General features: G+C 67.2%; 18 protein-coding genes and 2 pseudogenes. 10 read left to right on the top strand and 10 right to left on the bottom strand.

Annotation, left to right across the window (positions count from 1 at the left end; translation table 11 throughout):
• Positions 1–34: 34 nt before the first annotated feature.
• Positions 35–231, bottom strand: a pseudogene (locus AAC944_RS00625) (IS5/IS1182 family transposase); the annotation flags it as partial.
• A gap of 600 nt (positions 232–831) precedes the next feature.
• On the opposite strand from AAC944_RS00625, the gene AAC944_RS00630 reads away from it, so the two are divergent.
• Positions 832–1,572, top strand: a complete 741-nt coding sequence (locus AAC944_RS00630) for a class I SAM-dependent DNA methyltransferase (RefSeq protein WP_030608169.1) — start codon at positions 832–834, stop codon at positions 1,570–1,572.
• A gap of 950 nt (positions 1,573–2,522) precedes the next feature.
• Here AAC944_RS00630 and AAC944_RS00635 read toward each other — a convergent pair.
• Both AAC944_RS00635 and AAC944_RS00640 read right to left on the bottom strand, forming a co-directional pair.
• Positions 2,523–3,038, bottom strand: a complete 516-nt coding sequence (locus AAC944_RS00635; RefSeq protein ID WP_196942741.1) for a DUF4760 domain-containing protein — start codon at positions 3,036–3,038, stop codon at positions 2,523–2,525.
• 1,556 nt (positions 3,039–4,594) lie between these two features.
• On the bottom strand, positions 4,595–5,140 hold the full coding sequence (locus AAC944_RS00640; RefSeq protein WP_030608163.1) for a pyridoxamine 5'-phosphate oxidase family protein: 546 nt from the start codon (positions 5,138–5,140) through the stop codon (positions 4,595–4,597).
• Positions 5,141–6,201: 1,061 nt separating this feature from the next.
• On the opposite strand from AAC944_RS00640, the gene AAC944_RS00645 reads away from it, so the two are divergent.
• The 4 genes from AAC944_RS00645 to AAC944_RS00660 all read left to right on the top strand — a co-directional run bounded on the left by AAC944_RS00645 (position 6,202) and on the right by AAC944_RS00660 (position 10,987).
• Positions 6,202–6,846, top strand: a complete 645-nt coding sequence (locus AAC944_RS00645; RefSeq protein WP_030608161.1) for a dihydrofolate reductase family protein — start codon at positions 6,202–6,204, stop codon at positions 6,844–6,846.
• 821 nt (positions 6,847–7,667) lie between these two features.
• Complete coding sequence (locus tag AAC944_RS00650) at positions 7,668–8,393, top strand: dienelactone hydrolase family protein (RefSeq protein ID WP_030608158.1); 726 nt, start codon at positions 7,668–7,670, stop codon at positions 8,391–8,393.
• A gap of 373 nt (positions 8,394–8,766) precedes the next feature.
• Positions 8,767–9,315, top strand: coding sequence for a GNAT family N-acetyltransferase (locus AAC944_RS00655; protein ID WP_030608155.1), 549 nt, complete (start codon positions 8,767–8,769; stop codon positions 9,313–9,315).
• Positions 9,316–10,297: 982 nt separating this feature from the next.
• Positions 10,298–10,987, top strand: a complete 690-nt coding sequence (locus AAC944_RS00660) for a hypothetical protein (RefSeq protein ID WP_078888275.1) — start codon at positions 10,298–10,300, stop codon at positions 10,985–10,987.
• A 258-nt stretch (positions 10,988–11,245) separates the two neighbouring features.
• Here the strand turns inward: AAC944_RS00660 and AAC944_RS00665 are convergent, their stop codons facing one another.
• Both AAC944_RS00665 and AAC944_RS00670 read right to left on the bottom strand, forming a co-directional pair.
• Complete coding sequence (locus AAC944_RS00665) at positions 11,246–11,731, bottom strand: hypothetical protein (RefSeq protein ID WP_196942740.1); 486 nt, start codon at positions 11,729–11,731, stop codon at positions 11,246–11,248.
• 540 nt (positions 11,732–12,271) lie between these two features.
• Positions 12,272–13,213, bottom strand: a complete 942-nt coding sequence (locus tag AAC944_RS00670; RefSeq protein WP_030608146.1) for an aldo/keto reductase — start codon at positions 13,211–13,213, stop codon at positions 12,272–12,274.
• Positions 13,214–13,302: 89 nt separating this feature from the next.
• On the opposite strand from AAC944_RS00670, the gene AAC944_RS00675 reads away from it, so the two are divergent.
• Complete coding sequence (locus AAC944_RS00675) at positions 13,303–13,917, top strand: TetR/AcrR family transcriptional regulator (RefSeq protein ID WP_030608143.1); 615 nt, start codon at positions 13,303–13,305, stop codon at positions 13,915–13,917.
• 489 nt (positions 13,918–14,406) lie between these two features.
• On the opposite strand, the gene AAC944_RS00680 is transcribed toward AAC944_RS00675, so the two are convergent.
• Entirely contained in the window at positions 14,407–14,952 is a 546-nt protein-coding gene (locus tag AAC944_RS00680) for an AAA family ATPase (RefSeq protein ID WP_107054061.1), read from the bottom strand.
• A 194-nt stretch (positions 14,953–15,146) separates the two neighbouring features.
• Between AAC944_RS00680 and AAC944_RS00685 the strand changes: the two genes are divergently transcribed.
• Entirely contained in the window at positions 15,147–15,719 is a 573-nt protein-coding gene (locus tag AAC944_RS00685; protein WP_030608137.1) for a DinB family protein, read from the top strand.
• 293 nt (positions 15,720–16,012) lie between these two features.
• Here the strand turns inward: AAC944_RS00685 and AAC944_RS00690 are convergent.
• Positions 16,013–16,896: pseudogene (locus tag AAC944_RS00690) on the bottom strand (MFS transporter); the annotation flags it as partial.
• A gap of 94 nt (positions 16,897–16,990) precedes the next feature.
• Here AAC944_RS00690 and AAC944_RS00695 point away from each other — a divergent pair.
• Positions 16,991–18,031, top strand: a complete 1,041-nt coding sequence (locus AAC944_RS00695; RefSeq protein ID WP_030608134.1) for a vWA domain-containing protein — start codon at positions 16,991–16,993, stop codon at positions 18,029–18,031.
• Positions 18,032–18,500: 469 nt separating this feature from the next.
• Here the strand turns inward: AAC944_RS00695 and AAC944_RS00700 are convergent, their stop codons facing one another.
• From AAC944_RS00700 to AAC944_RS00710, 3 genes are all read right to left on the bottom strand, one after another.
• A complete protein-coding gene (locus AAC944_RS00700) occupies positions 18,501–19,265 on the bottom strand; it encodes a DUF4232 domain-containing protein (RefSeq protein ID WP_030608131.1) in 765 nt (254 codons plus the stop codon).
• Positions 19,266–19,539: 274 nt separating this feature from the next.
• Complete coding sequence (locus AAC944_RS00705; RefSeq protein ID WP_368396738.1) at positions 19,540–20,007, bottom strand: nuclear transport factor 2 family protein; 468 nt, start codon at positions 20,005–20,007, stop codon at positions 19,540–19,542.
• Between the two features lie 508 nt (positions 20,008–20,515).
• Positions 20,516–21,853, bottom strand: coding sequence for an MFS transporter (locus tag AAC944_RS00710; protein WP_368396739.1), 1,338 nt, complete (start codon positions 21,851–21,853; stop codon positions 20,516–20,518).
• Between the two features lie 131 nt (positions 21,854–21,984).
• Here AAC944_RS00710 and AAC944_RS00715 point away from each other — a divergent pair, with 131 nt between their 5' ends.
• Together AAC944_RS00715 and AAC944_RS00720 are read left to right on the top strand one after the other, a co-directional pair.
• A complete protein-coding gene (locus tag AAC944_RS00715) occupies positions 21,985–22,437 on the top strand; it encodes a winged helix-turn-helix transcriptional regulator (RefSeq protein ID WP_030608125.1) in 453 nt (150 codons plus the stop codon).
• 1,015 nt (positions 22,438–23,452) lie between these two features.
• Positions 23,453–24,409, top strand: a complete 957-nt coding sequence (locus AAC944_RS00720; RefSeq protein WP_030608123.1) for a helix-turn-helix transcriptional regulator — start codon at positions 23,453–23,455, stop codon at positions 24,407–24,409.
• The last annotated feature ends 124 nt before the right edge of the window (positions 24,410–24,533 follow it).

Here is a 24,533-nt window from a genome sequence, read left to right on the forward strand (position 1 = left end):
GCGGCGTGGTCAAGGATTGTGCGGCGGGTCGTCCACGGAGCCACAGTCGGATCGCGGCGACAGTGACCGTTCCGTGAAAGACATACGCTCTCTTGCCGTACCGGGTCGGTACAGCTCAGACGCCCTTGAGTGCATGAATGGCCGACTCGACTTCTTCCCTGCGGGCATAACGTGCCCGCAGGGAACCAGCGGACGCCCGCCTCGGCTACCGCGCCGTCGGCGGTTGGCCCTTCCACTGCCGGCGCTGTCGCGGACATCAGCGCCAACGCGGCTACACGCCTCAGAGGCGTCCCGAAAGTGCGGCAGGTGCCCGTAGGTAACGGCACCTCATGTTTCTCTGGTGTAGCAGCGTTACGCCCATCGGGCGGAAGCCCAGTTTCACTGTTCCCCGGGCGAGGTGCCGACGGGTGCGGTTGACGGCTCACACAGGCCAAGCGGGCTTCGCCGTCGTCGTTCAGTTCGGGCACAGGGGCGGGGGCGGCTGGCCTCATCGGGGTTTCCTCGGGGCCATCGGTCATCGGGTGGGGCGAAGTCGTCGTCAGCGATGCGGACACGGGGCTATTCACCGCGGCCCTTGGACAGCGGCCAGCGGCAGTGGCCAGCGGCCAGCGGCCAGCGGCCAGCGGCCAGCGGCCAGCGGCCAGCGGCCAGCGGCAGACACTGTGCGTGCTCCCTGCACTCACAAGGGTGGCCTTCACATCATCCTTGCTCATGGCTCCCGGCACCTCCGGCTCATCACACCCGTCGAGATGGCCCTAGAGCCATCAGCTCCGGTCGACAACTCGTAAATGCATGGACAGCTCCCCGCAGCACTCGGCAAAGTGGCCGTTTGTGACGAGCAGTGAGCTATGGACGCGTGCGACCGCCGATCGCTACGACGCTGAAGAGAGTGAGATGTACTCGGCCGCTGTCCTCGGGCCGACCCTCGCCTTCCTCACCGAACTCGCCGGAGACGGCCGGGCGCTGGAATTCGCCATCGGAACCGGACGAGTGGGCGTGCCGCTCCGGGAACGCGGCGTGCCCGTTGCGGGCATCGAACTGTCCCAGCACATGGCGGCGGTCCTGCGGCGAAAAATCGACGAGGACATGCTTCCGGTCACCATCGGGGACATGGCCACGACCGTCGTCCCCGGCGAGTTCACCCTGGTCTATCTCGTCTACAACACGATCACGAACCTGCTCACGCAGAACGAACAGGTCGAGTGCTTCCGCAACGCCGCACGTCACCTTGCGCCCGGCGGCCGATTCGTCATCGAACTGGGCGTACCGCCGCTACGGTTCCTGCCGCCCGGGCAGGTGGCGGTGCCGTTCGACGTCTCCGACCGGCATCTCGGCTTCGACACCTTCGACCTGGTCGAGCAGATCCTCGTCTCGCACCATTTCACCCGCGACGGCGAAGACGGCCGCTATCGCCGCGGCAACTCCCGGCACCGGTACGCGTGGCCGGCGGAACTCGACCTGATGGCACGGATCGCGGGGCTCGAGCTGGAACGGCGAGTCGCGGACTGGGACGGGGCGCCGTTCACCCAGGACTCCGCAAAGCACATCTCCGTGTGGCGCAAGCCGGCCTGAGGCTGCCTCTCCATTCAGTCGCGAAGCCGGCGCGTCAGCCGGGAGATCCGGCTTCCTGTCCTCCTGGCCTACCGCAGCCGACGCATGGCGCGAACGGGCTGGCAGGCACCCAGCGAGATCGAACGGCAGCTGCACGAAGCGAAGCTGCGGGTCAACTCGGTTGGATACTTTGATGTGCTGGCGCGTACGTAACTGTACTGGGCTGTACTGGGCTGCACTGGGCTGTTCTGAGCTGAGTCGCGTTCATGACACGCCGACGGCCGCACTCCCCTGCCCTGCCCCGGCCTCCGATTCCCGACCCGGTAGCTGGTCTGTTCTGCCGGCCGCAGAGCGGCCGGCAGGACAGAATGATCGCGAGGTGGCACTGAGGGCGGCATCGATGCTGACTGCTTCCTCACCCACCGCGTGACCGGCCGGCTCGGCGAGCACTCGTGGAAGGTGGCCAGCACTCGTGGAAGGTGGCGGATCTCCTACTACGACGCCCCACGCCCGGACCGGGTACTCCAAAACCGCCTGCTGAGTCGTCATCACCTTCCTGCCTGGCATGCGCGACTCGGAGATCGATATCTTCGGCAGATCTGCCTGAGCATCCAGCGGGCCTCCGACGGCCACGCCTACCGAGACCGGCTGAGCAGTCTGGCCTCCAAGAGCGAAGAAGACCACAACGTGGAGGCTACCTGGATCGTCATCCCTCCAGTTGCCGGGGCCATCACCGTCCTCGAACGGTTTCAGCCCGATGACCGGCGACCGACCCTACCTGTTCGCACCAGCACCCAGCTCACACAGCCACCTCCAACTCGTACCTCCACCTCCTCACTTCCCCACTCCCCCACCCGAGCCCCGCCAGCGCCTTCTCAACCAACCATCGGCACTCCAGGCCAGCAGCTACGCCGTACGCCAACCACCGCCCCCTCAACTACACCTAGGGGCGGATTGGTGCGCCGATCCTGTCAGGAAACGGGCAGCCGCCACAGCCGTGACCGCGCTCTGACTCGTTCAGCGGGCGCCTCGCGAACGAGGTGGTAGAGATTCTCGAAGTACTCCTGCCACCGGTTGGGATCCGGCAAGCCGTTCTGCGCGCGCTTGGCCCGTTCCACGGCCACCAGCGGCTCCATGTGCTCCCACACCGAGATCACCGATCCTCCCAGGTAGCCGGAGACAGGCTCAACGTCCACCACACCGTGTGCGACGAGCGCGCCCAGGTTGTCGTAGTACCAGCCCAGTTCCCGCACCAGGTCACGCCCTTCCTGAGGCAGGCCGGCCAGGCCGAGGGACAGGTCGCAGGAAGGCAGTTCCTCGTGTACAAACGTCCGCGCCTGGCCCAGCCGTACGGTCCGGTGCTCTCTGAACAGATCCACCACTACTGGCAGCATGTTGGCGTGCTCAGAGAGTCGTATCTGCCGCCATGACACCGCTCCGGACACCCCGAGCGCCACCAACGACACAATCAACGCAGCAACTTCCACCGAATCTCCTACTCAACATCCTGCACTCTTCCCTCACTCTTCCGTCCTGGCTCTTTCAAGTCGAGGAAAACCTGGCTGCTCCCCATGTGGACGATCAGCCGTACACGGCTACGGGCCTCTGTGTCACGGGGGCGCCCGGCCGAGTTCGATGTATCTCCCAATCAGAGGCGTGACAGCACATTTTGGTGCTTTGCCCGTAAGAGCGGCGTCCTCGGTGGTAGTGCCTGGGTTCCGCTTGTGCCGTGGCTGGATAGTGCCCGACTGTCACACGCATCGTGTTGCTGGGCTTGACGGCTTTCTGGGGAGGGGTGGAGCTGACGCGGGCCATCGACAACCACGCCGTAGCGGCAGCGACTGACCTCTATGCCCTCGCCACCAACAACGAGCGCCTCGCGCCCCCGCGCCCCCGCGAGACGAACACGGGCTTGCAAAAGCCGAGCACGGACCTGCCGGGAGTGTCCAAGGTTCCCAGGGCTGCTGAGCGCCCGCGGGCCCCTCGAGCAACGGAGCCGGCGCTACCGGACTCGGGCCGATTGAAGGAGATCGCTACCGAGCTGCGGCCGCTCCTGGCACAGTTCGCTCGCGCCGGCACCACGACAACCTGGTCTCACATTCGGCGGCGCCTGCCTGGCCTGCCTCGTCTCCACCGTGATGACCAATGCATGGTCCTGGGACTGGTGGATGAGGACCGTCGGAAGATGAACCGCTGCTCTCGGCGCTAGTCACCGTCGGGGAACGGCAGATGCATCCGCGCTTTCCCGTCATCGCCGAACAGCTCGCCCTGCCTATGGCGTCCCGCGCTTCCGACCAACGTATGACATGGACGTACGAAGTCCTCAACGTGCATCACCACTGGCGTCATCGGCGCTGAGAACCCGTATCTAGAGCTGAAGAACCCGCATCTAGAGCTGAGCCCCGCATCTAGAACGGAAAGTACTGTGGCAGCGGGCCACCTGCTCGGCATCACGGCACGTCGGTGGTACCGACGGCTCCACGGGGGCCGGTTGCGCGCCCAGGCACTTCAGATCGCCGACGCGGTGGAGGAGCTCCACGCCCCGCTCGCCCGCTTGCCCCCTCGCCCGATAGCCTGCTCGCCCGATTGCCCGCTTGGGCAGGAAGGGCCGCGCCCGCGCCGTTGGCGCGGGCATAGCGCGGCGCGGCGAGCGTGTTGCCTGGCAGGTGATGTACGTGGACTTCGCGCAGCCCTACCTCTTGTCCCCCTCCCTCCTCAGCCGCCGACGGCGTCGCGGGCATGGTGTCGGGCAGGGTGGCGGCGTGGGCCCGCTGGGGGCGAACTCACGCCAGCGTCCATATTGCAGGGGGGTCAGGATGCGGATACAGAACGGCTCGCGGACCTCGGGCCCACCGGGGGGGTGCGGGCGGTGGCGGACTGCGCCGCGAGCAGGATGTGCATGTGCATGCCGACCTGGCGGCCCATGAAGAGTCCGCGGCGCGGCCCCGGGCCGAGCTTGTTCCCTGCCGTTCCCCGCCCCCTGAGAAACAGCCCCCAGCACGTCTTCCCCCGGCGGCCGGGGGCTGCCTTATGTGCAGGCTCACTAGAAGGTGTAGCGAGTGTGGCTGAACACCTGGCCGTCGTGCCCGAAGCCGTACGCCGTGCCGGGTGTCACTGCGAACAGCAGGTCGTTGCCCTTGCGGATGCTGTCGCCGAAGCCGTAGAAGGTCCCCTCCGGCGAGGTGATGTGGTCCCCGTACTGCGCCTCGAACGCGGCGATGACTTCGTCCTGCCGCGCCGGATCCGTCACCCGCTCCGCCGTGCCCTCGATCACGATGTCGAGCCCCTCGGAGAGTGAGTTGTGCCCTGTGGTGAGTGCGCAGTGAGCATTGGCGGCCAGGTTCTTCGCCTTCTGCTCGCCCGGCCCGGTGCTGAAGTGCAGCGCCCCGTCGTGCCAGGCGGCGATCACCGGCGTGACGTGCAGCCGGCCGTCCGGCCGCACCGTGGTGATCCAGAAGATCTCGGCGGCCCGCAGTCGGCGCTGGGCCTCGGCCCAGTCGGTGGCTGTGACGTCCTCCGCGCCCGGGCGCGGGTTGAGCGCGGAGCTGTAACGGACGTCGAGCTCGGTCTTGGGCTGCTTCGGAGTCATGCGAAACTCCTTCCCTCTTCGTGTAACGAAGGCTACTCAGCCCGGCCCGGCGGCGCTCAGGCCTGGCTTCTGACTAAGGTCAATAAGCAACGAGGAGCACGAGGAACAGTACAAGCAGGGCTCTTCTGCTCGCGGTATACCGCAATCGTCAGCCAGGAACCTTGCCGTCCGGAATCGTCAGCCAGGAACCTTGCCGTCCGGCCCCGCCGCCGTCGCGTTCAGGAACTCGGCTCCGACCAGGTCGGTGGTGACGCTGAGGTCGGCCATGGTCGCCACGAAGGCATCCCGCAGCCGCTTGTGCCAGCCCGCCCACCAGGTAGGAGTCGCCCGTCTGGGTGCTGAGGTCGATCAGCCAGGAGCCGGGCAGCGAGGGGGCGAAGGCGGGTTGCCGGTGTGGTAGATAGATTCGTTCAGGCCGACGGTAAGACCGCTGGCGGTTGCAGCGAAGGGCGCGTTGCCGTCGACCGCGACCAGGTACCGGATTCTGCACTCCTCGTCGATCGGCGGTCAGCGGTCAGCGGTCAGCGGTCAGCACCGAACGTAGGGCTCTTCCATCGCATTTCGGCCGGAATACGCCGGTGGTGTCAGGCGAACTTCCCGTTGAGGAGCGGGTGCTCGCCCGGGACCTCGCACTCCACCACGTCGTAGACAGCGGGGGCGCGTCGCTGTTGGCAGCCCGCTTGAACTCGCCGGTTCTCTCATCGGAGCACCTCCAAGGCATTGGTTACCTGTTCCTGGTTCAGCGTGGGCTTCGCTCAACCGCTCGCGATCGGCGGCCGGGGCAACGCGGCATGAATGTTCACCAGAGGAGGCGCCACTGCATGAAGGCGCCTGCGGTTTGTGACAGCTTCTTCGGCGGACGTCCCCTCACCACCGGGACCGCCCGAATCCCGCAAGCCCCGCAAGCTCGGTAAGACCCGGAAGACCTGCAAGCCCCGCAAGCCCCACAGGTCGGACCTAGGCGGCCCTCGTCCCAGGCTCTGACCCGCCACGGACCCAGCGAAGAGTTCATTCGGCCCGTAAAGTCTCAACTCCGTTGTTCGACAACACTGGAGGAACACATGGCGCAGTTATTGAGAGTCCAGAACTTCAACGTCTCGAGTGACGGCATCGGTGCCGGTGAGGACCAGAGCTTGGAGAGTCCGTTCGGCCATGTCAATCCCGAGAAGCTCTTCGCCTGGGCCGGCGCCACGGCCAGCTGGCCGATGCGCACCGATCCCGGGGGGAGCCGAGGTCTGGACGATTACTTCACGCGGGACTACGCGCGCAACATCGGTGCCGAGATCATGGGCCGCAACAAATTCGGGCCCCAGCGCGGGCCCTGGCAGGACCATGAGTGGCGCGGTTGGTGGGGTGACGAGCCCCCGTTCCGCACTCCGGTGTTCGTCATGACGCACCACAAGCGTCCTTCGTTCACGCTCTCCGACACCACGTTCCACTTCGTCGACGGCGACCCGGCCACGGTTCTCGAACAGGCGCGGGAGGCCGCGCAGGGCAAGGACATCCGCCTCGGCGGCGGGGTCACCACCATCCGGCAGTTCCTCGACGCCGGCCTCGTCGACACCATGCATGTGGCGGTCTCGCCGGTGAAGCTCGGATCCGGACTGCGACTCTGGGAGTCCCCCGATGAGCTGCTCGACCGGTTCCATCTGGAGGTCGTGCCCAGCCCGAGCGGTGTGACGCACCACCTGTTCTGGCGCAGGTGACCGTCCTCAGGGCAGCCCCGGGAGGCCAATAGCGGAGTGGGGCTGCCCTGAGGCGGGCCGTTGAGTCATGCCTCAAGTTGTCCGCTGGCCTTGGCGGTTGAGCAGATACGTTCGTCCGGTGGGGTGTTTGGTGCATTCGAAACACATCTGGAGGAGAGGCAGGGGAAAATGAGCGAAGACCACCGGTGGATGTCATCGCGATCACGGGAGCGTTGGCCGAACAGGGCGTAACGGTGCTGCTCAAGGCTGACGCCGAGCGGATTACAGAGAGACGCCGACCTTGGACCTTCGTAGCCAGCGGGGCCGTTGCGTGAGGACTCCCTTGCGCGAACCGATGCCACGTCGGTGCAGCAATGCCTCGCAGTGTGTTTGCCCCGCCTGCGTGAGGCGCATCCAGAATCGCCACAGCGAGCTGTTCCTGAACGTCGTCGACTACGGTCGTCGACAACGACAGCGCCCCGGGCACGGCCGTCGAGCAGTGGAACTTCAAGGGCAGCGGCCGACCCGCACTCAGCAGGCTCTTGCCGGAGCGGCAGTGGAGCAGCAGCCGCCGCAGTTCGGCGACGTCCAGCTGCGGTACCGGGATGGATGTGCAGGGGCTTCGCCTACTGGACCCGCTGGCCTGGTCCGGCGAGACCGCGGCCGTGCACGCGAGACGCGCGTCCGGGCCGTGCGATCCGGCGGCGCGATGGCCGTGAGGCGTCGAGCCACGCCAGAAGCAGAACCTTCCATAGTGCCCACCCACGAGCCCACGCCCGCGCTGTTCTGCCGACCGTGAAGACTGGCCCGACCGGGCTCGTCAATCACTACAGTCCAGTCTCATGACGACGGTCACCACGCGCACGGTCGAATACCCGGCCGACGGCGTCACGATGATCGGGCACCTCGCGCTCCCCGCCGGTGTCGACCGCCGGCCCGCAGTCCTGATCGGGCCTGAGGGGCCGGGCCTGAACGACTTCCAGCGCCGCCGGGCCGACGCCCTCGCCGAACTCGGGTACGTGGCCCTGGCCTTCGACCTCCATGGCGGGCGTTGGTTCACCGATCCACAGGAAATGCTGGCGCGCGTGCAACCCCTGCTCGCCGACCCAGACCGGATGCGGGGCATCGGCCACGCGGCACTCGATGTGCTGCGTGCCGAACCGCGGACCGACCCCGACCGGATCGCAGCTATCGGCTACGGCACCGGGGGCGCCATCGCGCTGGAACTCGGGCGCGATGGCGTCAACCTACGCGCGATCGGGACAGTCAACGCACTGACTACGGGCCGACCGGGCGAGGCGGCGCGCATCCGTTGTCCCGTGTGGGCCGGGGTCGGCTCGGAGGACCCGATCATGCCCGCCGAGCAACGGGCCGCCTTCGCCGCCGAGATGCAGGCCGCGGGCGTCGACTGGCGCCTCGTGGTCTACGGCGGAGCCCTGCACGCCTTCCACCATCCGCCGGTCGACCAAACCGTGCTCCCCGGCGTCGGCTACCACCCGCAGCACGCACAGCGAGCCTGGCGCGACATCGTCGCCCTGCTCGCCGAGTGCCTCTCCGTAACGGAGTGAGCTGGAGCGTCAAGACTGCCATCGTCACGACACGCCACGTCACGACACGACACGTCAGCGGAGAAAGTGGCACACACGGAGCCTGAGAACCTACACCTACATCTACACCGTGCCGTCAGTCCTGTGCCCTGTCGACGAAGCAGGCAGTAGTGCCTTTGCGAGGCGATGGCGACGGCGACGGCGACGGCGACGGTAAGGGTGATGGTGGTAGTGGCAGTCGGGCCGTTGCGGTGCTTCTCGGCACGGAGGTCGACATCGCCGGCGCGCGGGGTTCCGACTATAGGCGTCTTCGCGGTGCGCGTGATGGTGGTACCGACCTGCACCAGCCTTCTCTTTCGGATCACTCTCACGGGCGTGCGATAGGTTGCCCGCCATGACCGGACTTTGGACTGCCGCTTGGCCGCCTGCCCCGATAAGGACCGAACGGCTCGTGCTCCGCGAGTCCGAGGCCCGAGACCGTGCGGCGTTCATCGAGCTGTTCGCATCACCAGAGGTGGGCACCTACATCGGTGGGGCTCGACCGCGTGCTGAGCTCGAGCGTGTGGTACCTGAGGTGCCCGGGCGGCGCCCTGGCCTTTTCGTGATCGATCTCGACGGAGCGATGATCGGCATGATTACGCTCGATCGGCGCGATGCGGGGCGTCCGGGTCATGTCCGTCCGGATGCCGGGGAGGTGGAGCTCGGTTACGTGTTCCTGCCGGAGGCGTGGGGATGTGGGTACGCCGCCGAGGCGTGCGCAGCGGCGCTCGGCTGGTTCGCAGACGCGCTCCCCAGCGAGCCGGTGGTGCTCTGCACTCAGACCGCCAACGACCGTGCGATGCGCCTCGCGGCAAAGCTGGGATTCACCGAGGTCCAGCGATTCGAGGAGTACGGCGCCGAGCAGTGGTTCGGCGTGTGGTCCTCGCTCGCGCCGTCCGGTTGAGCAAGGTCGTTCTCTTCGGGGCGCGTGGCGGAGTAGCCCTGGTATTCCTCGGTAGTCCTTGGTATTCCTCGGTAGTTTCTTGGTTTCCTCTTCGGTTTCCGCTACATGCGACCTGCGAACGTCGCTGAAGGCCGACCAACTGCTGCTTGGCCGAAGGAGGGTCGGCTCGGAGCGCTGGGCCGTCAACCAGACAGCCAGTACACCTCCGTAGCTCTTCCCCGGTGAAGACCCCGCGCGTCCGATCCGGTCCAAAACCTCAGCATCTAGCTGAATCACGCGTGCAGCATCCTCCACGGATTCGAACAGCGACCAACAGTGTTTTCGGCTTGACGAGGCCCCGCCCTTCAACGCTCTGGCGTTACCGGCCCGAGGCGCCGTCCGGTTCCTCAGGATGGCTGACTACAGCGTCATTCCGCGGGCGGACGCGGATCGCGGAGGCGTTCACCACCGAGGAAGTTCACCCGATGGACTGCTACTTTGCGGCGGACAATCCGGGTGCGGGCCGCCTGGTTGTGTTCGAAGCCCGGCTCGTTACGGCCAACAACGGCACGGTGGGTGTGGCTGGTGCAGCAGCTGCAGCGCGCTAGCGAGCCTGGGCGCCGAGTGATGGGCTGCGTGACCGACTCGATGACGCCGGAAGTCCGACGATGTCAGCGATGTCTCCAGCGCCGTCGATTACATCAGCGGAACCCGGGCTACGAGATGAGCTCCGCGGCTACCAGCCGACGAGCGCTCGCTGGCCGCCACGGGGTGAATGTGCCGGTCGCGGGACTCAGTTAGTGGCTGTTCCGCGCGAGTCCGCGTCCGCGTCCGCTCCGCTCCGCTCCGCTGGGACTCTGGCGGTGGTACTGCTCGCGCACTGTGTGCTTCATGTGTTCCCGGTCTTCCCCTGGGCTCAGCAACCCGTTTACGCTCGAACCGTTTCAGGGTCAAGTGATCTGCCTGCTCCCGGCACAGTGAGGCGGCTTCCATGCCTGGATGGATGGACTTGGTTTACACCACGGCCGGTGGTGTCATCGGTGCTGCGGTGACCAACTACCTCTCCATGAACCAGGAACGCCGGCAGCTGCGCGCAGCTGTCATGCAACAGCTTCTCCGTGTCGCAGCGGTACGCGACAGTACGTGCGACATCGTGCCGAGCCGGAGCGCAAGCCGGTCGCGGTTCTCAACCGGGGCACACTCGCTTGCCTCGGCGCGTTTCGGCGTCACGGTGGTTCTGGAGGACGGCCGTGACGCCCAGCACGCCCAGCGGGAAGCGATCTCAGATCTTGTGGTGGCCGCGCTCTCGGCCGGCATACCCCGTACGGTCCTGGACTTCGCCGGAGGCGGCGAGGAACGTGCTTTGCAATGTGAGGCCATCAGACTGATTGATCTCCGCCTTGGCGGCGTCTTGGGTAGCTCCCTTGAACAGCTCATGACGCAGTGTGAGGAATATCGGCAAGCAACTGGCCAACACCTGCTCCGGGCCCTGTGGCATCCATGGCAAACACGGTTTCGGATGCGCGCACGCCTTCGCGCGTTGCGTCGGGACGTCGACGCGCTCCATCGCAGACAAGAAGCGGCAATGTCCGTACTGGCTCAGCCGACACATCGCGATGCCCTCGCCCAGCGACTCGGTCGCCTGTCAGATCAGGACGCGCAACGCATCGACAACCCAGGACCCACGGCATAGGAAGTGCCGCCCGGCATCGTCCAGAACCATCGCGTAAGGCCACTACGGACGCTTTCGCTCAGCTCCAGCCACCGTCCGCGCGGCGGATTCGAAACGACAGCATCTTTCGATAGCCCCAGGCGCCCCTGCCGGACGGTGGGGCCTGGCCGCGCTTGCCGTACGCGTAACGCGAGGCCTCGGTCGGCGCTGTTTCTGCGGTGCGCTGGGAGTGATGCAGTGACGCAGTGACGCGTTGTGTCCAGGCGATCGGAAGTGTGCCTAGGAGGCACCCCCGTCGTACTCGTTGTCCCACCGGTTCATCCGTACGCAGCCGCACGTGCCTGTCGCGGCGACCAGTGCGGCCAGGCCGCCGATCGCTCCTCCGTACGAGCCGGTCGGCATCTCGTCCGCGGGGCCGGCCACTCCCTCGGGGTCGTACAGCACCTGTATGTCATCGCCTGGCTCGACCAGTTCCGCATCACAGCCGTCGCCCTCCCCCAGCAAGGGGAAGATCTCCTGGCCATCGCGGGTGCGCAGCGTGCACTTGTCGCTCTTGCTGTCCTCGACCTTGACCACGGTGGCCTTGGTCCACCGACCCCGCTTCTCCATCGCCCGATCGTCGCCGGCCCCGTGGGTGATGGCCGCCAGGCCGACTGCGGCGATGACGGTGATGGTGAGCTCCCAGGCCACTTTCCGCTTCTTCCGGGGGATGCGGCGGAAGAAGAAGACCGGCACCAGGATGAGCGCCAGGGGGATCAGCAGCATGGAGAGGAGGAGACCCGCGCCGTGCAACCAGGACGGGAGTGGCACGACCGGCGAGAACCACATAAGGCCCACCGAGACGGCGACGCACGCGCTGTTGAACAGGAACCAGTGAATCGGGACCGTACGGCGTCGCGGTGAAGCCTTCTCGGTCGGCCGGTCCGCTCGGCCGCTTCCGGCCGCGAGCCCGTGTATGCCCCTGTCCCCCGTCATACGTTCCTCGCCCTCTGTCTGCATCTACGTCTACGTCTGCGTCTGCGTCTGCGCCTGCGTCTGCCTGTGGACGCATGAGCCTACGAGATGCGGAGTCGGGACTGATCGGCGAGGTCTCGTCAGGCTTCGCTGCGTGCCGCCGTACACGGGCGCACGGGCTCCCACATGCAGCGTCGAAATGTTTCTCGTCGGACGAGGCGCGGCGGAGCCGTCGTTGAGAATGAGTGGATGTGACGGCCTCGGCCGCGGGGGGGGGCGGCGCGTGCGGGCATGCTGCGGGGCTCGCCGGCGAAGGCCGAAGTGGGCGGTGTCGGCGTCGAAGAGAGTGCTCTAGCCGAGGGTGATGTCTCCTGAGCGGGACGGGACGGCGTTCAGGGTGGAGAGAGTTGTTTCGTCGAGCGTGACTGCTCCGGCCCGCACGTTCGCCTCCAGGTGTTCGGGGTCGGCGGTGCCGGGGATGAGCAGTACGTTCGGGGCGTGGTGGAGCAGCCAGGCCAGTCCGACCTGAGCGGGGGTGGCGCCCAGGTCACGCGCGGCGGTGAGGACGGCGGGCTCGTCGGTCACCTTCGGTATTCCGTTGAAGGCGCCGCCGAGCGGAAAGTACGGAACCCAGGCGATGTCTTCTTCACGGCACAGGCGAAGCATGTCCTCGTCCTCGCGGGCCACGAGGCTGTAGGCGTTCTGCACGCAAGCGATGCCCGCGGGCAGGGCGCTGCGCAGCGTATCGAGGGAGACACTGCTGAGGCCGATCGCGCCGATCTTGCCTTCGTCGCGCAAGGCGGTCATCACGGCGAGCTGGTCATCCAGGGCGACGTCCTGGTCCCCTTCGGCGCGCAGGCCAGGGCCGGTGTCCGTACGGCGGAGGTTGACCAGGGGGATCTGTTCCATTCCCAGGGTCCTCAGGTTGTCCTCGACGCCGGCCCGCAGTTGTTCGGGGCGTTGTGCCAGTCGGAGGGGAAGGGGGCCGTCGGGATCGGGCTCGGCGCCGACCTTGCTTACCACCATGACGTCGTCCTCAGCGCTTACGGCTTCGCGGATCACCTCGTTCACGAAGCCGTGGCCGTAGAACTGGGCAGTGTCGATGTGGTCGATTCCCAGCTCGATGCAGCGGCGCAGCATGGTGATCGCTGCCTTGCGATCACTGCGCAGGCGCTCCAGCTGCATCGCGCCGAAGCCGATTCGGGAGACGGGGCGGCCCGCGAGCCGCCCCGAGCCGCCGGCGCGCTGCGCGCCGGACGCGGTGGTCTGAGGAGAACGGGCGGTGGAAGCCATGGGCTCTCTCCTTCGCGTGGGACCATGAGCAAAACGGAGTCTCTCCGTTTCATGCCACGCACCGTAGCACTAACCGGAGGGCCTCCGCTTTGTCTGGAACCGAATCCACGCGCACCGGCCGCAGCGCAGCAGCGTCCGGCCGGCCTGCCCGCGCCGACGCACGGCGGAACCGCGACAGCCTCCTCGCCGCGGCCCGGGACGCCTTCGCCGCGTCCTCGGACGCCGTACCTCTGGATGCCATCGCCCGCGCGGCCGGCGTCGGCATCGGCACGCTGTACCGGCACTTCCCGACCCGCGAGGCGCTCGTGGAGGCCGTCTACGCCGCGGAACTCGACCAGGTCGTCTCCAGCGCACCGACACTCCTCGACGAACTGGAGCCCGCAGCCGCACTGCGCGCGTGGATGAGTCGATACGCGGAGTTCTTCAAGATCAAGCGCGGCATGTCCGACACACTGCGCGCGGGCTGGGCATCCGGCAGCATCGCCACGCCCGCAACGAGGGAACGCATCACAGCCACCATCGCCATGATGCTGCGCAGTGGCGCAGAGGCCGGCTCACTGCGCTCGGACGTCGATCCCGAGGACGTCACGATGATGCTGCTCGGCGTGTTCCTCTCGACCACGGCGACCGACTCGCCGGACAAGGTCGACCAGCTCCTGGACCTGATCGTCGACGCATTGCGTCCGTGCCTGTCCGACCATTGAGCCGAGGTCCGACCGTTGAGCTGAGGGACCGGTCCTTCGGAGGACCGGTGGCTCCGGAGGACCGGTGATTCCGAGGGACGAGTGCCCGTGGAAGACCGGTGCCCCCGGAAGACCCGTGATCCCGGAAGACCCATGCCCGCGGAAGACCGGTGGCTCCGGAAGACCCATGCCCCCGGAAGACCGGTGGCCCCGGAGGCCGCCCGCAACGTGCAGGCGGGCGCGATGAGGCGTCACGCCCTTGGAGGCGCTGGTGAAGGCCGAGCCGGACGGGCCGCGCGCCACCTCGGCCTACCTGCGCGCGGGCGCAGAGGCCGGGCAGCACCTGCTGCGGCTGCTCCGCTCGGCAAACCTCCCCGCGGACACGGACACGGACACGGACGCCGACGCGGACGCCGACGTGGACTCGGACGCCGACGCGGACGCCGACGCGGACTCGGACGCCGACGCATTGCGCAGCGCCAGGCGGCGTGCGGGCGCAAGTCAGCGTGCTCAGTTCCTCCGTGCGGGGAGGTCGGCGAGGCCGGTGTCGAGCATGATGCGGGCTATCGTCTGTTCCAGGGGACTGTCGGCTCCGATGACGGTTTCGCTACCGCCGGGCAGCAGGTCGAGCGGTCGGTACCACTCGCGTAGTTGCGTCTCGCCGACCGTGTCGCTGATCGGCTTGGTGGCATGCCGGGCCAGGGTTTCGGTGAACGGAACATCGAGGTAGTAGCCGTAGGTCGGGCCGCGGTGGTCAGCACGCAGCTGGGCAAGCATGCCGCCGTAGTGGTCGGCGTAGAGGATGCCCTCGACGACGACGTGGTATCCGGCGTTCAGGGCGTAGCGGGCGGTCAGGTTGATCAAGCCGATGTTCGCGGCCTTGGGACGGTCGCGTTCGCGAAGGACGACGCGGCGGAGGTTGTCCTGGCCGACGATGGCCAGACCGCGGCCGAACCTCTCACGGAGGCCGGCCGCGACGGACGACTTCCCCGAGGCGCTGTTGCCGCGCAGGACGACCAGCCGGGTTTCTTCGGTGCCCACTGTCACGGCAGTCACGTTACCGGCGGCCACTGACATCGCCCGCATTCCCGGGCGACGCCGGATTCACCGCGGACGACCGGTACCGACCATCGCCTGGTGCGAACATGAGGTCAACGCCGCCGGAGCGCATGAGGTCAACACCACCAGAGCACAACCGTCCCGACAGATACTCGATTCCCAAGGCATCGGCATTGTGCGAGGGTCGCCCAGTGACTGACTCACCTACCGAGCCCACCCCCCGGTCCACACTCGATCTGCTGCGCTGGCAGTTCGACTTGACCTGGTCGCTGTTCGAGTACCACTTGGAAAGGCTCGAACCTGGCGACTTCCTGTGGGAACCCGCCGCAACCTGCTGGACGGTACGCCGGACCGACGACGGGACATGGGTGCCGGACTGGGCGGAAAGTGAGCCCGACCCCGTCCCTGTCCCGACTATCGCCTGGCTGAGCTGGCACATCGGCTGGTGGTGGAGCGTGGCCACGGACCACGCTCATGGCAGAGCGCCTCGGGAGCGGAGCGAGGTCACCTGGCCCGGCGCGGGCAAGCCGGCCATCGAGTGGCTACGCGGTCTACGCGTGGACTGGCTGGCGGCGCTGGACCGGTTCACCGATGCCGACCTGGGCTCAACTGCCCCGTTCCCGTGGCAGAACGATCCCCGACACACCATCTCGCACATGATCGCCTGGGTGAACGCCGAACTGATGAAGAACGCTGCGGAAATCGGCCAGCTCCGCCTTCAACGAGCTGCCAGCCGCCCGTCAGCCCCACGAACTGACGGCTAGGCAAGGCCAGGAGACGTGGGAAAGCGCCGTACCGGTCACAGACACTCGTTGTGGTCTGCGACCAGCACGGCAGCCTTGTAGCGCACGGTGAGCCCGTAGCAGACGGTGAGCCCCATAACGCACGACGGACCCGTAACGCATGGCGAGCCCCGTAGGCCACGACGAGCCCCGTAGCAGACGGCGAGCCCCATAGCGCTCGGCGGGCTCGTCGTACCTCATGGCCACAGCCCACAGTCCACAGCCCGGTGGGCACATGCGGCGCTTGATGCCGCATTCGACCGGTGGACCGCGCCTCAGGGAGCGGCTGCGGTGTCGCGCGCGGTAGACGACGTGGTGGCGCCGGAGCGCTTCCCGGTGGCGGGTGCGAGGAAGATCGCCAGGGCCGTGAAGGCAAGGACTGCGATCATGGCGGTACGTAGGCCGTAGTGATCCCCGAGGAAGCCGAAGCTGGGCGGCCCGACGAGGAACGCGATGTAGCCGATCATTGCTACGAGGCTGACACCAGCCGCGGAGTTGGGCCCGGAGTCACCGGCCGCCGAGAGAGCGACAGGGAAGCCGAGCGAGGCTCCCATACCCCACAGGAGCACTGCGGCACCGGCCAGAACGGCGGAGTCGGCGAAGCTGACGAGGGCGATGCCGAGGGTCGCGGAAAGGGCGCTGGCGCGGACGACGGAGGCCCGACCTAAGCGGTTGATGAAGAAACCGCCGGCGAAACGACCGAGGGTCATGGCAGCGGTGAAGCCTGCGTAGACGGCCAGCCCCAGGGCAGGGTCCATACCGTGGCCGTCCACCATCAGCAGGGGCAGCCAGTCGTTCGCGGAACCCTCGGCCAGCGCCATGGCCAGGATGATGCCGCCGATCGGGAGCAGCCGCTGGTCCCGCCAGGCCTTCGCTCGGGTCGGTGCGGTACCGGCTTCTGGCTGCGGCTGCTCGTTCCGGGTCTTGCCCACTGCACCGGGAAGGCGAGGGCAGTGCACAGGATGCCGAACGCGGCTCCCACGACCGTGCCGAGGCTGAAGAAGCCATGCAGCGTGGCCAACAGCGTCCGGCCGGTGAGCTGCTCGACTTCAGCACCGTCGATGTTGATCGCGACCTCTCCCCCGCCCATGCCGGCACCGAAGAGAAACAGTCCGGCTGTCACGGTGGGCGCGGAGGAGAGCACCGCCCCGCAGCCGATGTCGTCCAGCCGTCCAGCCGTCCAGCCGTCCAAGATCGATTGTCAGTGGTGGGTGAGAAGGTAGGGACACCGATTTCGCAAAGGGGGAGCGGTCATGTCCGGAAACCAGAACTACATCAACCACGTTGCTCTTGTGTTGGATGCCAGTTCGTCCATGTCACACCTGAGCCGCAAGGTCGTCGAGGTCGCCGACCAGCAGATTGCCTACCTGGCCCGCCGTTCGAAGGAACTGGACCAGGAGACCCGCGTCACGGTGTACGTCTTCGCGGACAAGGTGGAGTGCGTCATCTACGACAAGGACGTGCTGCGGATGCCGTCCCTGAAGAAGCTGTACCGGGTCGGTGGCATGACGGCTCTGCTAGCGGCCACGCTGAAGTCGCAGCGCGAGCTGGCGCAGACAGCCCAACTGTACGGCGACCACAGCTTCCTGACGTTCGTACTGACCGACGGGCAGGAGAACGCAAGTCACCGCTGCCCGGATGCCCCTGCCGGCAATACGCGGGAACTGGTGCAGGCCGTGGCCAAGATGAGCGAGACGCAGGAAGACAACTGGACACTGGCCGTCCTCGTGCCGGACCAGATGGGCAAGCGCGAGGCCATGCAGTGCGGTTTTCCGAGGGACAACATCGCCATCTGGGACGCCACGAGCACCCAGGGCCTGGAGGAAGCCGGGCTGGTCATCCAGCAGGCCACCGAGAACTTCATGGTGGGCCGCGCCCAGGGCATCCGGGGATCGCGCGCGGTGTTCTCCACGGGTGCAGACGCGGTCAACAAGGACACCATCAAGGCAGCCGGCCTCACACCGGTGAAGCCGTCGCAGTACCAGCTGATTCCGGTCGCCCGCGAAGCGGCGATACGGGACTGGGTCATCGAGTGCGGGCACACTTTCCGTACCGGTTGTGCGTTCTATCAGCTGAGTAAGTCGGAGAAGATCCAGGCACGGAAGCAGATCGCGGTGCTGGAGAAGAAGACGGACCGGGTCTACACGGGACCGGAGGCCCGGGCCCTGCTCGGCCTGCCGGACACGGAAGTCCGCGTCAAGCCGGACCACAACGACGACTTCACCATCTTCGTGCAGAGCACCAGCGTGAACCGCAAGCTTGTACCGCACACGCGGGTACTGCTCATGATCTGACGCCCCAGCGGCCCCGCCGGTCCGACCGGCGGGGCCGCTCTCGCGTTCAGCGCGCCGTACGAATACCACGCCGTACGAATACGTGGACATCAGCGTTCGGTCCGTCCGCCAGCGCGTGACACCGTTCACGCCTCGCCGTGGTGGCTGTGGTCCGCTGTCAGCGTTTCGTGCAGAGCCAGCCAGCCCTAAGCGCCGTCGTGACGAAGACAGGCCATTGCCGCTGTATCGGTGTGTGCTCGAACTCGAACTCGAAATCACCTACGCCGCCCAGGCCGTAGCCCACTACAGCTCCAGGCCGCGGAACAACGGCGACAAGAACGTCAGTGCGAGCAGACCGCCACCAGCAGCCCATCCGCGGAGAGATGCTGGAGCTCGTCACCTCTGGGCCTATCTGTTACCGACGCCTCGGGCACTACGCGAGCTCCGGAGACCGCTCGCGCTCTCCTGTGACCCAGGCGTCGGGTTGTTGTCAGTGGCTGTCCACACCGTCACCGGGAACGGCGTCCTGGGGTGAAGTGTGCCAGTTGGTGACGATCGGCTCGTCGACCGTGATGCTGCCGGTGTTCAGGCTGACCGGGTCGGTCCGGTCGTCCTCGCTCACTGCGGCGATGATCTGGTTCAGCTCCTTGCCGGAGTTGGTGTTGGTGGTCTTGGGGTTCACCCCGGCATAGGCAGTGGTGGCGCCACTGAGCTTCACCTGCTCGCCGACCGCCTGCTCGGCCGGCCCCGCTTCGGTGCCATCGGACCCGAACGCCACGACGGGAAGCGCCGCCGGGAGTGTGCAGGTGATACCCGGCTTGGCCTTTACCGAGATCAGGATGTAGCCGCCGGCCTGAGTCTCGGACTTGGCTGCCCACGTCAGATCGTTGGCGCCACAGACCTGCCCGTACCCGCTCTTGTCGCCGCCTCGGCTGCCACTGTCGTCGGACCCGCTAGCGCCGCTGCCGGACGCGCTGCCGCCCGTTGACTTTCCGCTCTTCGCTCCGGCTGACGTGTCCTTGGATTCGGGGCCGGAGCCGGAGCCGGAGTCGGAGCCGGACCCGGACCCGGAACCCTCGGTGTTACCGCCTGTGCCGCCGGCGGCTTCTTCCTGTCCCGTGTCTGCGGATTGCGCCACGCCGGGCGAGGACGCAGCGTCGGCGGAATCGGCCCCACCCTCGCAGGCACTGAGCGACAAGACGGTGGCCACCGCCATAGCTGCCAGGGCGGTTGTGCGAATGAGGTTCTTACGCATGATGAGTGGGCTCCCCCGTGAGTCGGATTGCTTCAACCGGACACGGCGTCAGGCGCCGCCCTGTCGACGATCAGCTTCGAAGGCCGGGCTGGCGTTCTGCTAACGGGCCGCTAACACGGCAGCAAGCGTTTGGCGGTCGACGTACGGGGGGTGGCATCCAGGATCAGGCCCACGTCAACTGGACACTTATCACCACGATGGTCAGGCGCTTCACAGGCCACAGGGCATGCCTCCCGCTGGGTGAGTGAGCCGAAGTGGCCGGCGTGACAGTGTCTTACTCCACGTCAGGGGGCACGCGTGTGGCCTGGTGGTAGTACATCCGCCAGCCCGCGGCTCTGCCGCCCTTGCGCCAGATCGAACTGTGCCTGGTCCTGCGCTCGCCGAGCCTGGTCTCGAACGTCAGATGGACCAGCCCCGGGGCAAGCAGCACGCCCGAGATGTCTGAGGGCTCGAAGCGGGGAGCATCCAGCGAACTACCGGGGTGATCGGGTAGTTCGGCGAGCATGGACTCGTACGTCCACCGGCGCCCAGAGCCGCCGACCTCCACGAACTCCGGATCGAGGAGCTGCCCGGCACGTTCCCGCGAGGAGCGGACATGCGGGTCAGTCCATGAGCTGCAACTCACCCGCGATCGCCTGAGCCACATCGTCTGTTGCATCATCCATGGACGTATCTCAGCGAGCCCACCGGGAGCGTCACAACCGAGTTGTCCCCCCTTCCCCGCCAGGTGACGGCGACTCATGTATAGGCACCGACGGGTCGGTGCTCGTCAGAGCTGCCTACGTACCGTGTCGTTATCCACCGCAGGAGACGAGTGTTGCAAGGCGGTTGAGCGTACTGACGCCACGATCAAGATGACCGGGGATGACGGTGACCATCGCAGAGGCGTACTCCTCGCTCATTTTTACTGCCACGCGTTGCTCCTCCCCTCAACCGTCCCGTCCGTACAGACCAACCGCGCAGCTTTTGGCAGGCGTTGCACCCGGCGCGCAGCTGACCGCGGCTTCTGTCATCCGGGACACGCGAGGAGGAGGTGTCAGAACCGGCTCTCGCTCTTTCTTGCCGTGACGGTTCCCGGCAGTTCAGCACGTCTAATACATCTCGCTGGGACGGCAAGAAGTTTTCGGGGGCGAGAAGTTCTCGGGACCTGAAGCTCCCACAATCTCACCTCCTCACTCAGGGGTGAGCTCGGTGGTCTGGTCCGGCCTCGGGAACGTCCGTAGAGCACCTGTTGATGTGAACAGTCATCATCAGCCAGCACGTTGATCCACTTCTTCTCCGGAGGAAGCCGCCTCGGCGGCGGGGCCCGGCTCTCCGACGGGGCCCGGCTCGCTGACAGAGCCCTGCTCTCCGACGGGGTCCGGGATGCTGTGTCGAGTGAGCGTCCACAGCGCGAGCCCGAGGCAGCTGAACGCGGCGCCCAGTGCGCATACGGCGTGCCAGCCGGCCACCGAGTAGAGGGAGGTCGCGGCGATGGCGCCGGTGGCACTGCCGACCGAGTAGAAGACCATGTATCCCCCGATCAGCCGGCTGCCCGCTTCCGGGTGCAGCGCGTAGATCAGGGTCTGATTGGTGACGTGGACCGCCTGCACGGCGAGGTCGAGCAGGATCACCCCGACGACCAGGGCCCAGAGCGAGCTGCGGGTGAAGGCCAAGGGCAGCCAGGAGGCGCCGAGCAGCGCCAGGGCGATGCCGGTTGTCCGCCGGGAGAGCCCACGGTCGTTCAGACGGCCCGCCACGGTCGCGGCCAGGGCACCGGCCACACCGATCAGCCCCAGTGCCCCGATCGCGCTGTGGGGCAGGTAGTACGGGGATTCGCTGAGTGGTAGCGCGACGGCGCTCCACAGGGTGCTGAAGGCGGCGAAGACCAGCAGACCGAACAGGGCCCGGAGCCGCAGCAGTCGTTCCCGCGCGAACAGGGTGACCGTGGAGCGCAGAAGCTGTCCGTAGCGCAGGGTCGTCGGCGTCGCGTCGCTGTGGCGCGGCAGCACTCGATACAGGACCAGGGCGAGCAGTGCGGTGAGCGATGCCGAGGCGAGGTATACGGAGCGCCAGCCCGCGAGATCGGCGATGAGGCCGGACGCGGTGCGGGCGAGCAGGATTCCGACGACCACACCGCTGGTGACCAGACCGACGACGCGTCCGCGCCCGGCGGGAGGTGCCAGTGATGCCGCGAAGGCCACCAACGTCTGCGTGACGACCGCGAGAAACCCCGTCGCGGCCATGCCCACGAGCAGGAGCGCGGCCGTGCGGGCGGCGGCCACCACGGCCAGCGCCACCACCAGGAGCAGTAACTGGGTCACGATGAGCCGCCTGCGGTCGGCCACGTCGCCCAGCGGCACGAGGAAGAAGAGTCCCAGTCCGTACCCGACATGCGTCAGGGTGACCACGCTGCCGACGAGTGCCGGGCTCATGGCGAGGTCGTGGCCCATGGTCACCAGGAGCGGTTGGGAGAAGTAGACGTTGGCCACCGCCGCCCCGCAGGCGACGGCGAACAGTATGACGACGCCACGGGACAGGACGAACGCGGAACCCTTCTCGTCTCGGTCCTCGGTCCGTCGTGTCACAGCCTCACCGTCGCTGGGCATCGCCACTTCCCCTCCGCTCATCTGGTTTCATCCACTCATCTGGTTTCATCTTGCTACCAGCAGCAATGGCGACGCTAGCCATTTTGGTAGCATGTTGCAACCGACGTGAGGGTGTGAGAGTGAGGGACGCCATGGTGACCAGGACACGCTTCAACGACAGCGAATGCCCCGTCGCCCGGTCGGTGGACGCGATCGGCGACTGGTGGTCCCTGCTGATCGTGCGGGATGCCTTCGACGGAAGCCGGCGCTTCGGAGAGTTCCAGCGCAGCCTCGGCGTGGCCAAGAACATCCTCACCGCGCGTCTGCGCACCCTGGTCGCCGGCGGTGTCCTCGAATCCGTCCCCGCCTCGGACGGCAGCGCCTACCGCGAGTACGTACTGACTCCGAAGGGCAAGGCGCTCTTTCCCGTCATCGTGGCACTGCGACAGTGGGGCGAAGAGCACTTCTTCGCCCCCGGCGAACCCCACTCACAGTTGGTCGACCGCGGGCAGGGGCAACGCCTGCGCACACTGGAGGTACTGTCCGCGGACGGGCGACGGCTCGCCCCGGACGACACCACCGTCCACAAGGTCTCCCCGCAGTGATCTGAGCCGAAGAACCCAGACGTCCTTTTCTTCGATCGGTTACGCATAGGTGTCGAGAACGACGGCGAGGGTGCCCGGTGGCTGCGCAGGTGCGACCCGCGCTTCAGGTGCTCGATGGATGGTCGATGAGGGCGCAGATCCGGTCGAGGGCCTGCGCAGCAACATCGCGCTGCACCCGCCCCACCGCACCCCACCTCCCACTCCTGGCTTCCGTGAGTGTTCGTTTGGCGGCCAGCGGCGCTTCGTTGCGGGTGCTGCCAGGTGCCTGGCACACTGCAAGCCTGGGCCCGGGAGGGTCGTGAGGCTTCTCCCGCGGGCTGGCCCAGACCCCGTCGGTCCCGACCTGGCCAGATCCAGCACTGCGGCTGCCCGCGGACAGACCTGGCCAGGTTCGACCGGTTACTGTCGCTCTCCCGGCTTCGATGAGGTTCGGCCGGTCCCTGAGGTTCGGTCGGCCCCTGAGGTTCGGTCGGCCCCTGAGGTTCGGTCGGCCCCTGAGGTTCGGTCGGCCCCTGAGGTTCGGTCGGCCCCTGGCGACCTCACACCAGGTTCGACCACTTTCCGACGTTCTTCCGTGCTGCCCATTCCGCCAGGGAAGGGGCGCGTCCGCCGAGGAAGGTACGCATCCGCCCGGAGGGACCCCGTCCGCCCGGGAAGGGCCCGTCCACCCGCGAAGGGCCCGTCCGCCCGGGGAAGGGCCCGTCCGCCCGGGAGGGGCCCGTCCGCCCGGGAGGGGCCCGTCCGCCCGGGAGGGGCCCGTCCGCGGGAAGGGGCCCGTCCGCGGGAAGGGGCGCGAAGAGTAGACTGGCTCGGCAGTGGGTTTCGACCAACACGGTCAACATGGTGAACACGGTCAACATGGTGAACATGGTCAACACAGCGCTGTACGCCAGGAGTTGACCCTTTCGACTCCAGCGGGCCGTGGCGAGCTCTGGCGGCTGCCGCGCACCGGCGAAGACGGAAAGTCTTCGCCCCCGGATGCCAAGCTCTACTGAGTGGGGTAGCGGAGGCCGGGATGACGACGCAGCGCTTCGACAGCAACAGCCTGGAGGAAACCGAGGCGTTCCTGGCCGCCTCCTACGCGCCGATCCGCATCATCGGCAGCGTCGTGAACCCCCACACACAGATCACCCAGAACACGACGGACCAACTGAGCGTGGACCGATGCGCCCTCAACTACAGCATGGCCTACAGCGCCGACTCCCTCGGCAAGGTATGCCTGGTCAGCCTGGACGAGGGCACGCTCATCATCCGCAGCGGCGGCCAGGAAGAGAGTTTCGGTCCTGGAGACGTCTTCCTGCTCGTGCAGCCGGACCTCCCCTATACCGGCGAAGCCCATTTCGCCCGCTACACCCTCGCCCTGTTCGACCCCGCACTGCTGACTCAGGCCGCCGTCACCGACGCGGGCCAGCCTTGCGACCCGGTGCGGCTGACCGGGCAACGGCCGGTCACACCCCGTGCCACCAGACAGCTGCAGGCCACCATCACCTTCCTGCGTGAGGACGTGCTGGCCGAGCCGGCAGCACACACCGCACCGCTGGCCGTCGCGAACGCCGCCCGGCTTCTTGCCACCAGCACGCTCGCCGCCCTGCCGAACGCCACCGTCACAGCCCCCGTCGTACGCACCGACAGCCGCGACGGCAACCCCAGCACCCTGCGCCGCGCCATCACCTTCATCGAGGACAACGCCCACCGCGACATCGCCCTCGCCGACATCGCCGCCTCCGTACCGGTCACCCCACGCGCTCTGCAGTACGCCTTCCGCCGGCACGCCAACACCACTCCCCTGGGCTACTTGCGCAGGGTGCGACTCGCCCAGGCCCACACTGACCTCGAAGTCGCCAATTCCCGCAACGACGCCACGGTCACCGGCATCGCGCTGCGCTGGGGGTTCTTTCACCCCGGCCGCTTCGCCGCCCTCTACAAGGCCACCTACGGTCGTCCGCCCAGTACAACCCTTCGGCCGGGATGAACCACCAGGGCATAAGCAGCCGGAACGGGTGCCGTCAGCGGTCAGACCTGCCCACCCTGCCCAGCCGCCGACGGCCAGCTGCCAGCGACCGGGCCCGCCCAGGAGACCGCTCATTAGACCGCCC

Origin of the sequence: Streptomyces sclerotialus, assembly GCF_040907265.1 — a bacterium.
GTDB classification, from domain to species: Bacteria; Actinomycetota; Actinomycetes; order Streptomycetales; family Streptomycetaceae; genus Streptomyces; species Streptomyces sclerotialus.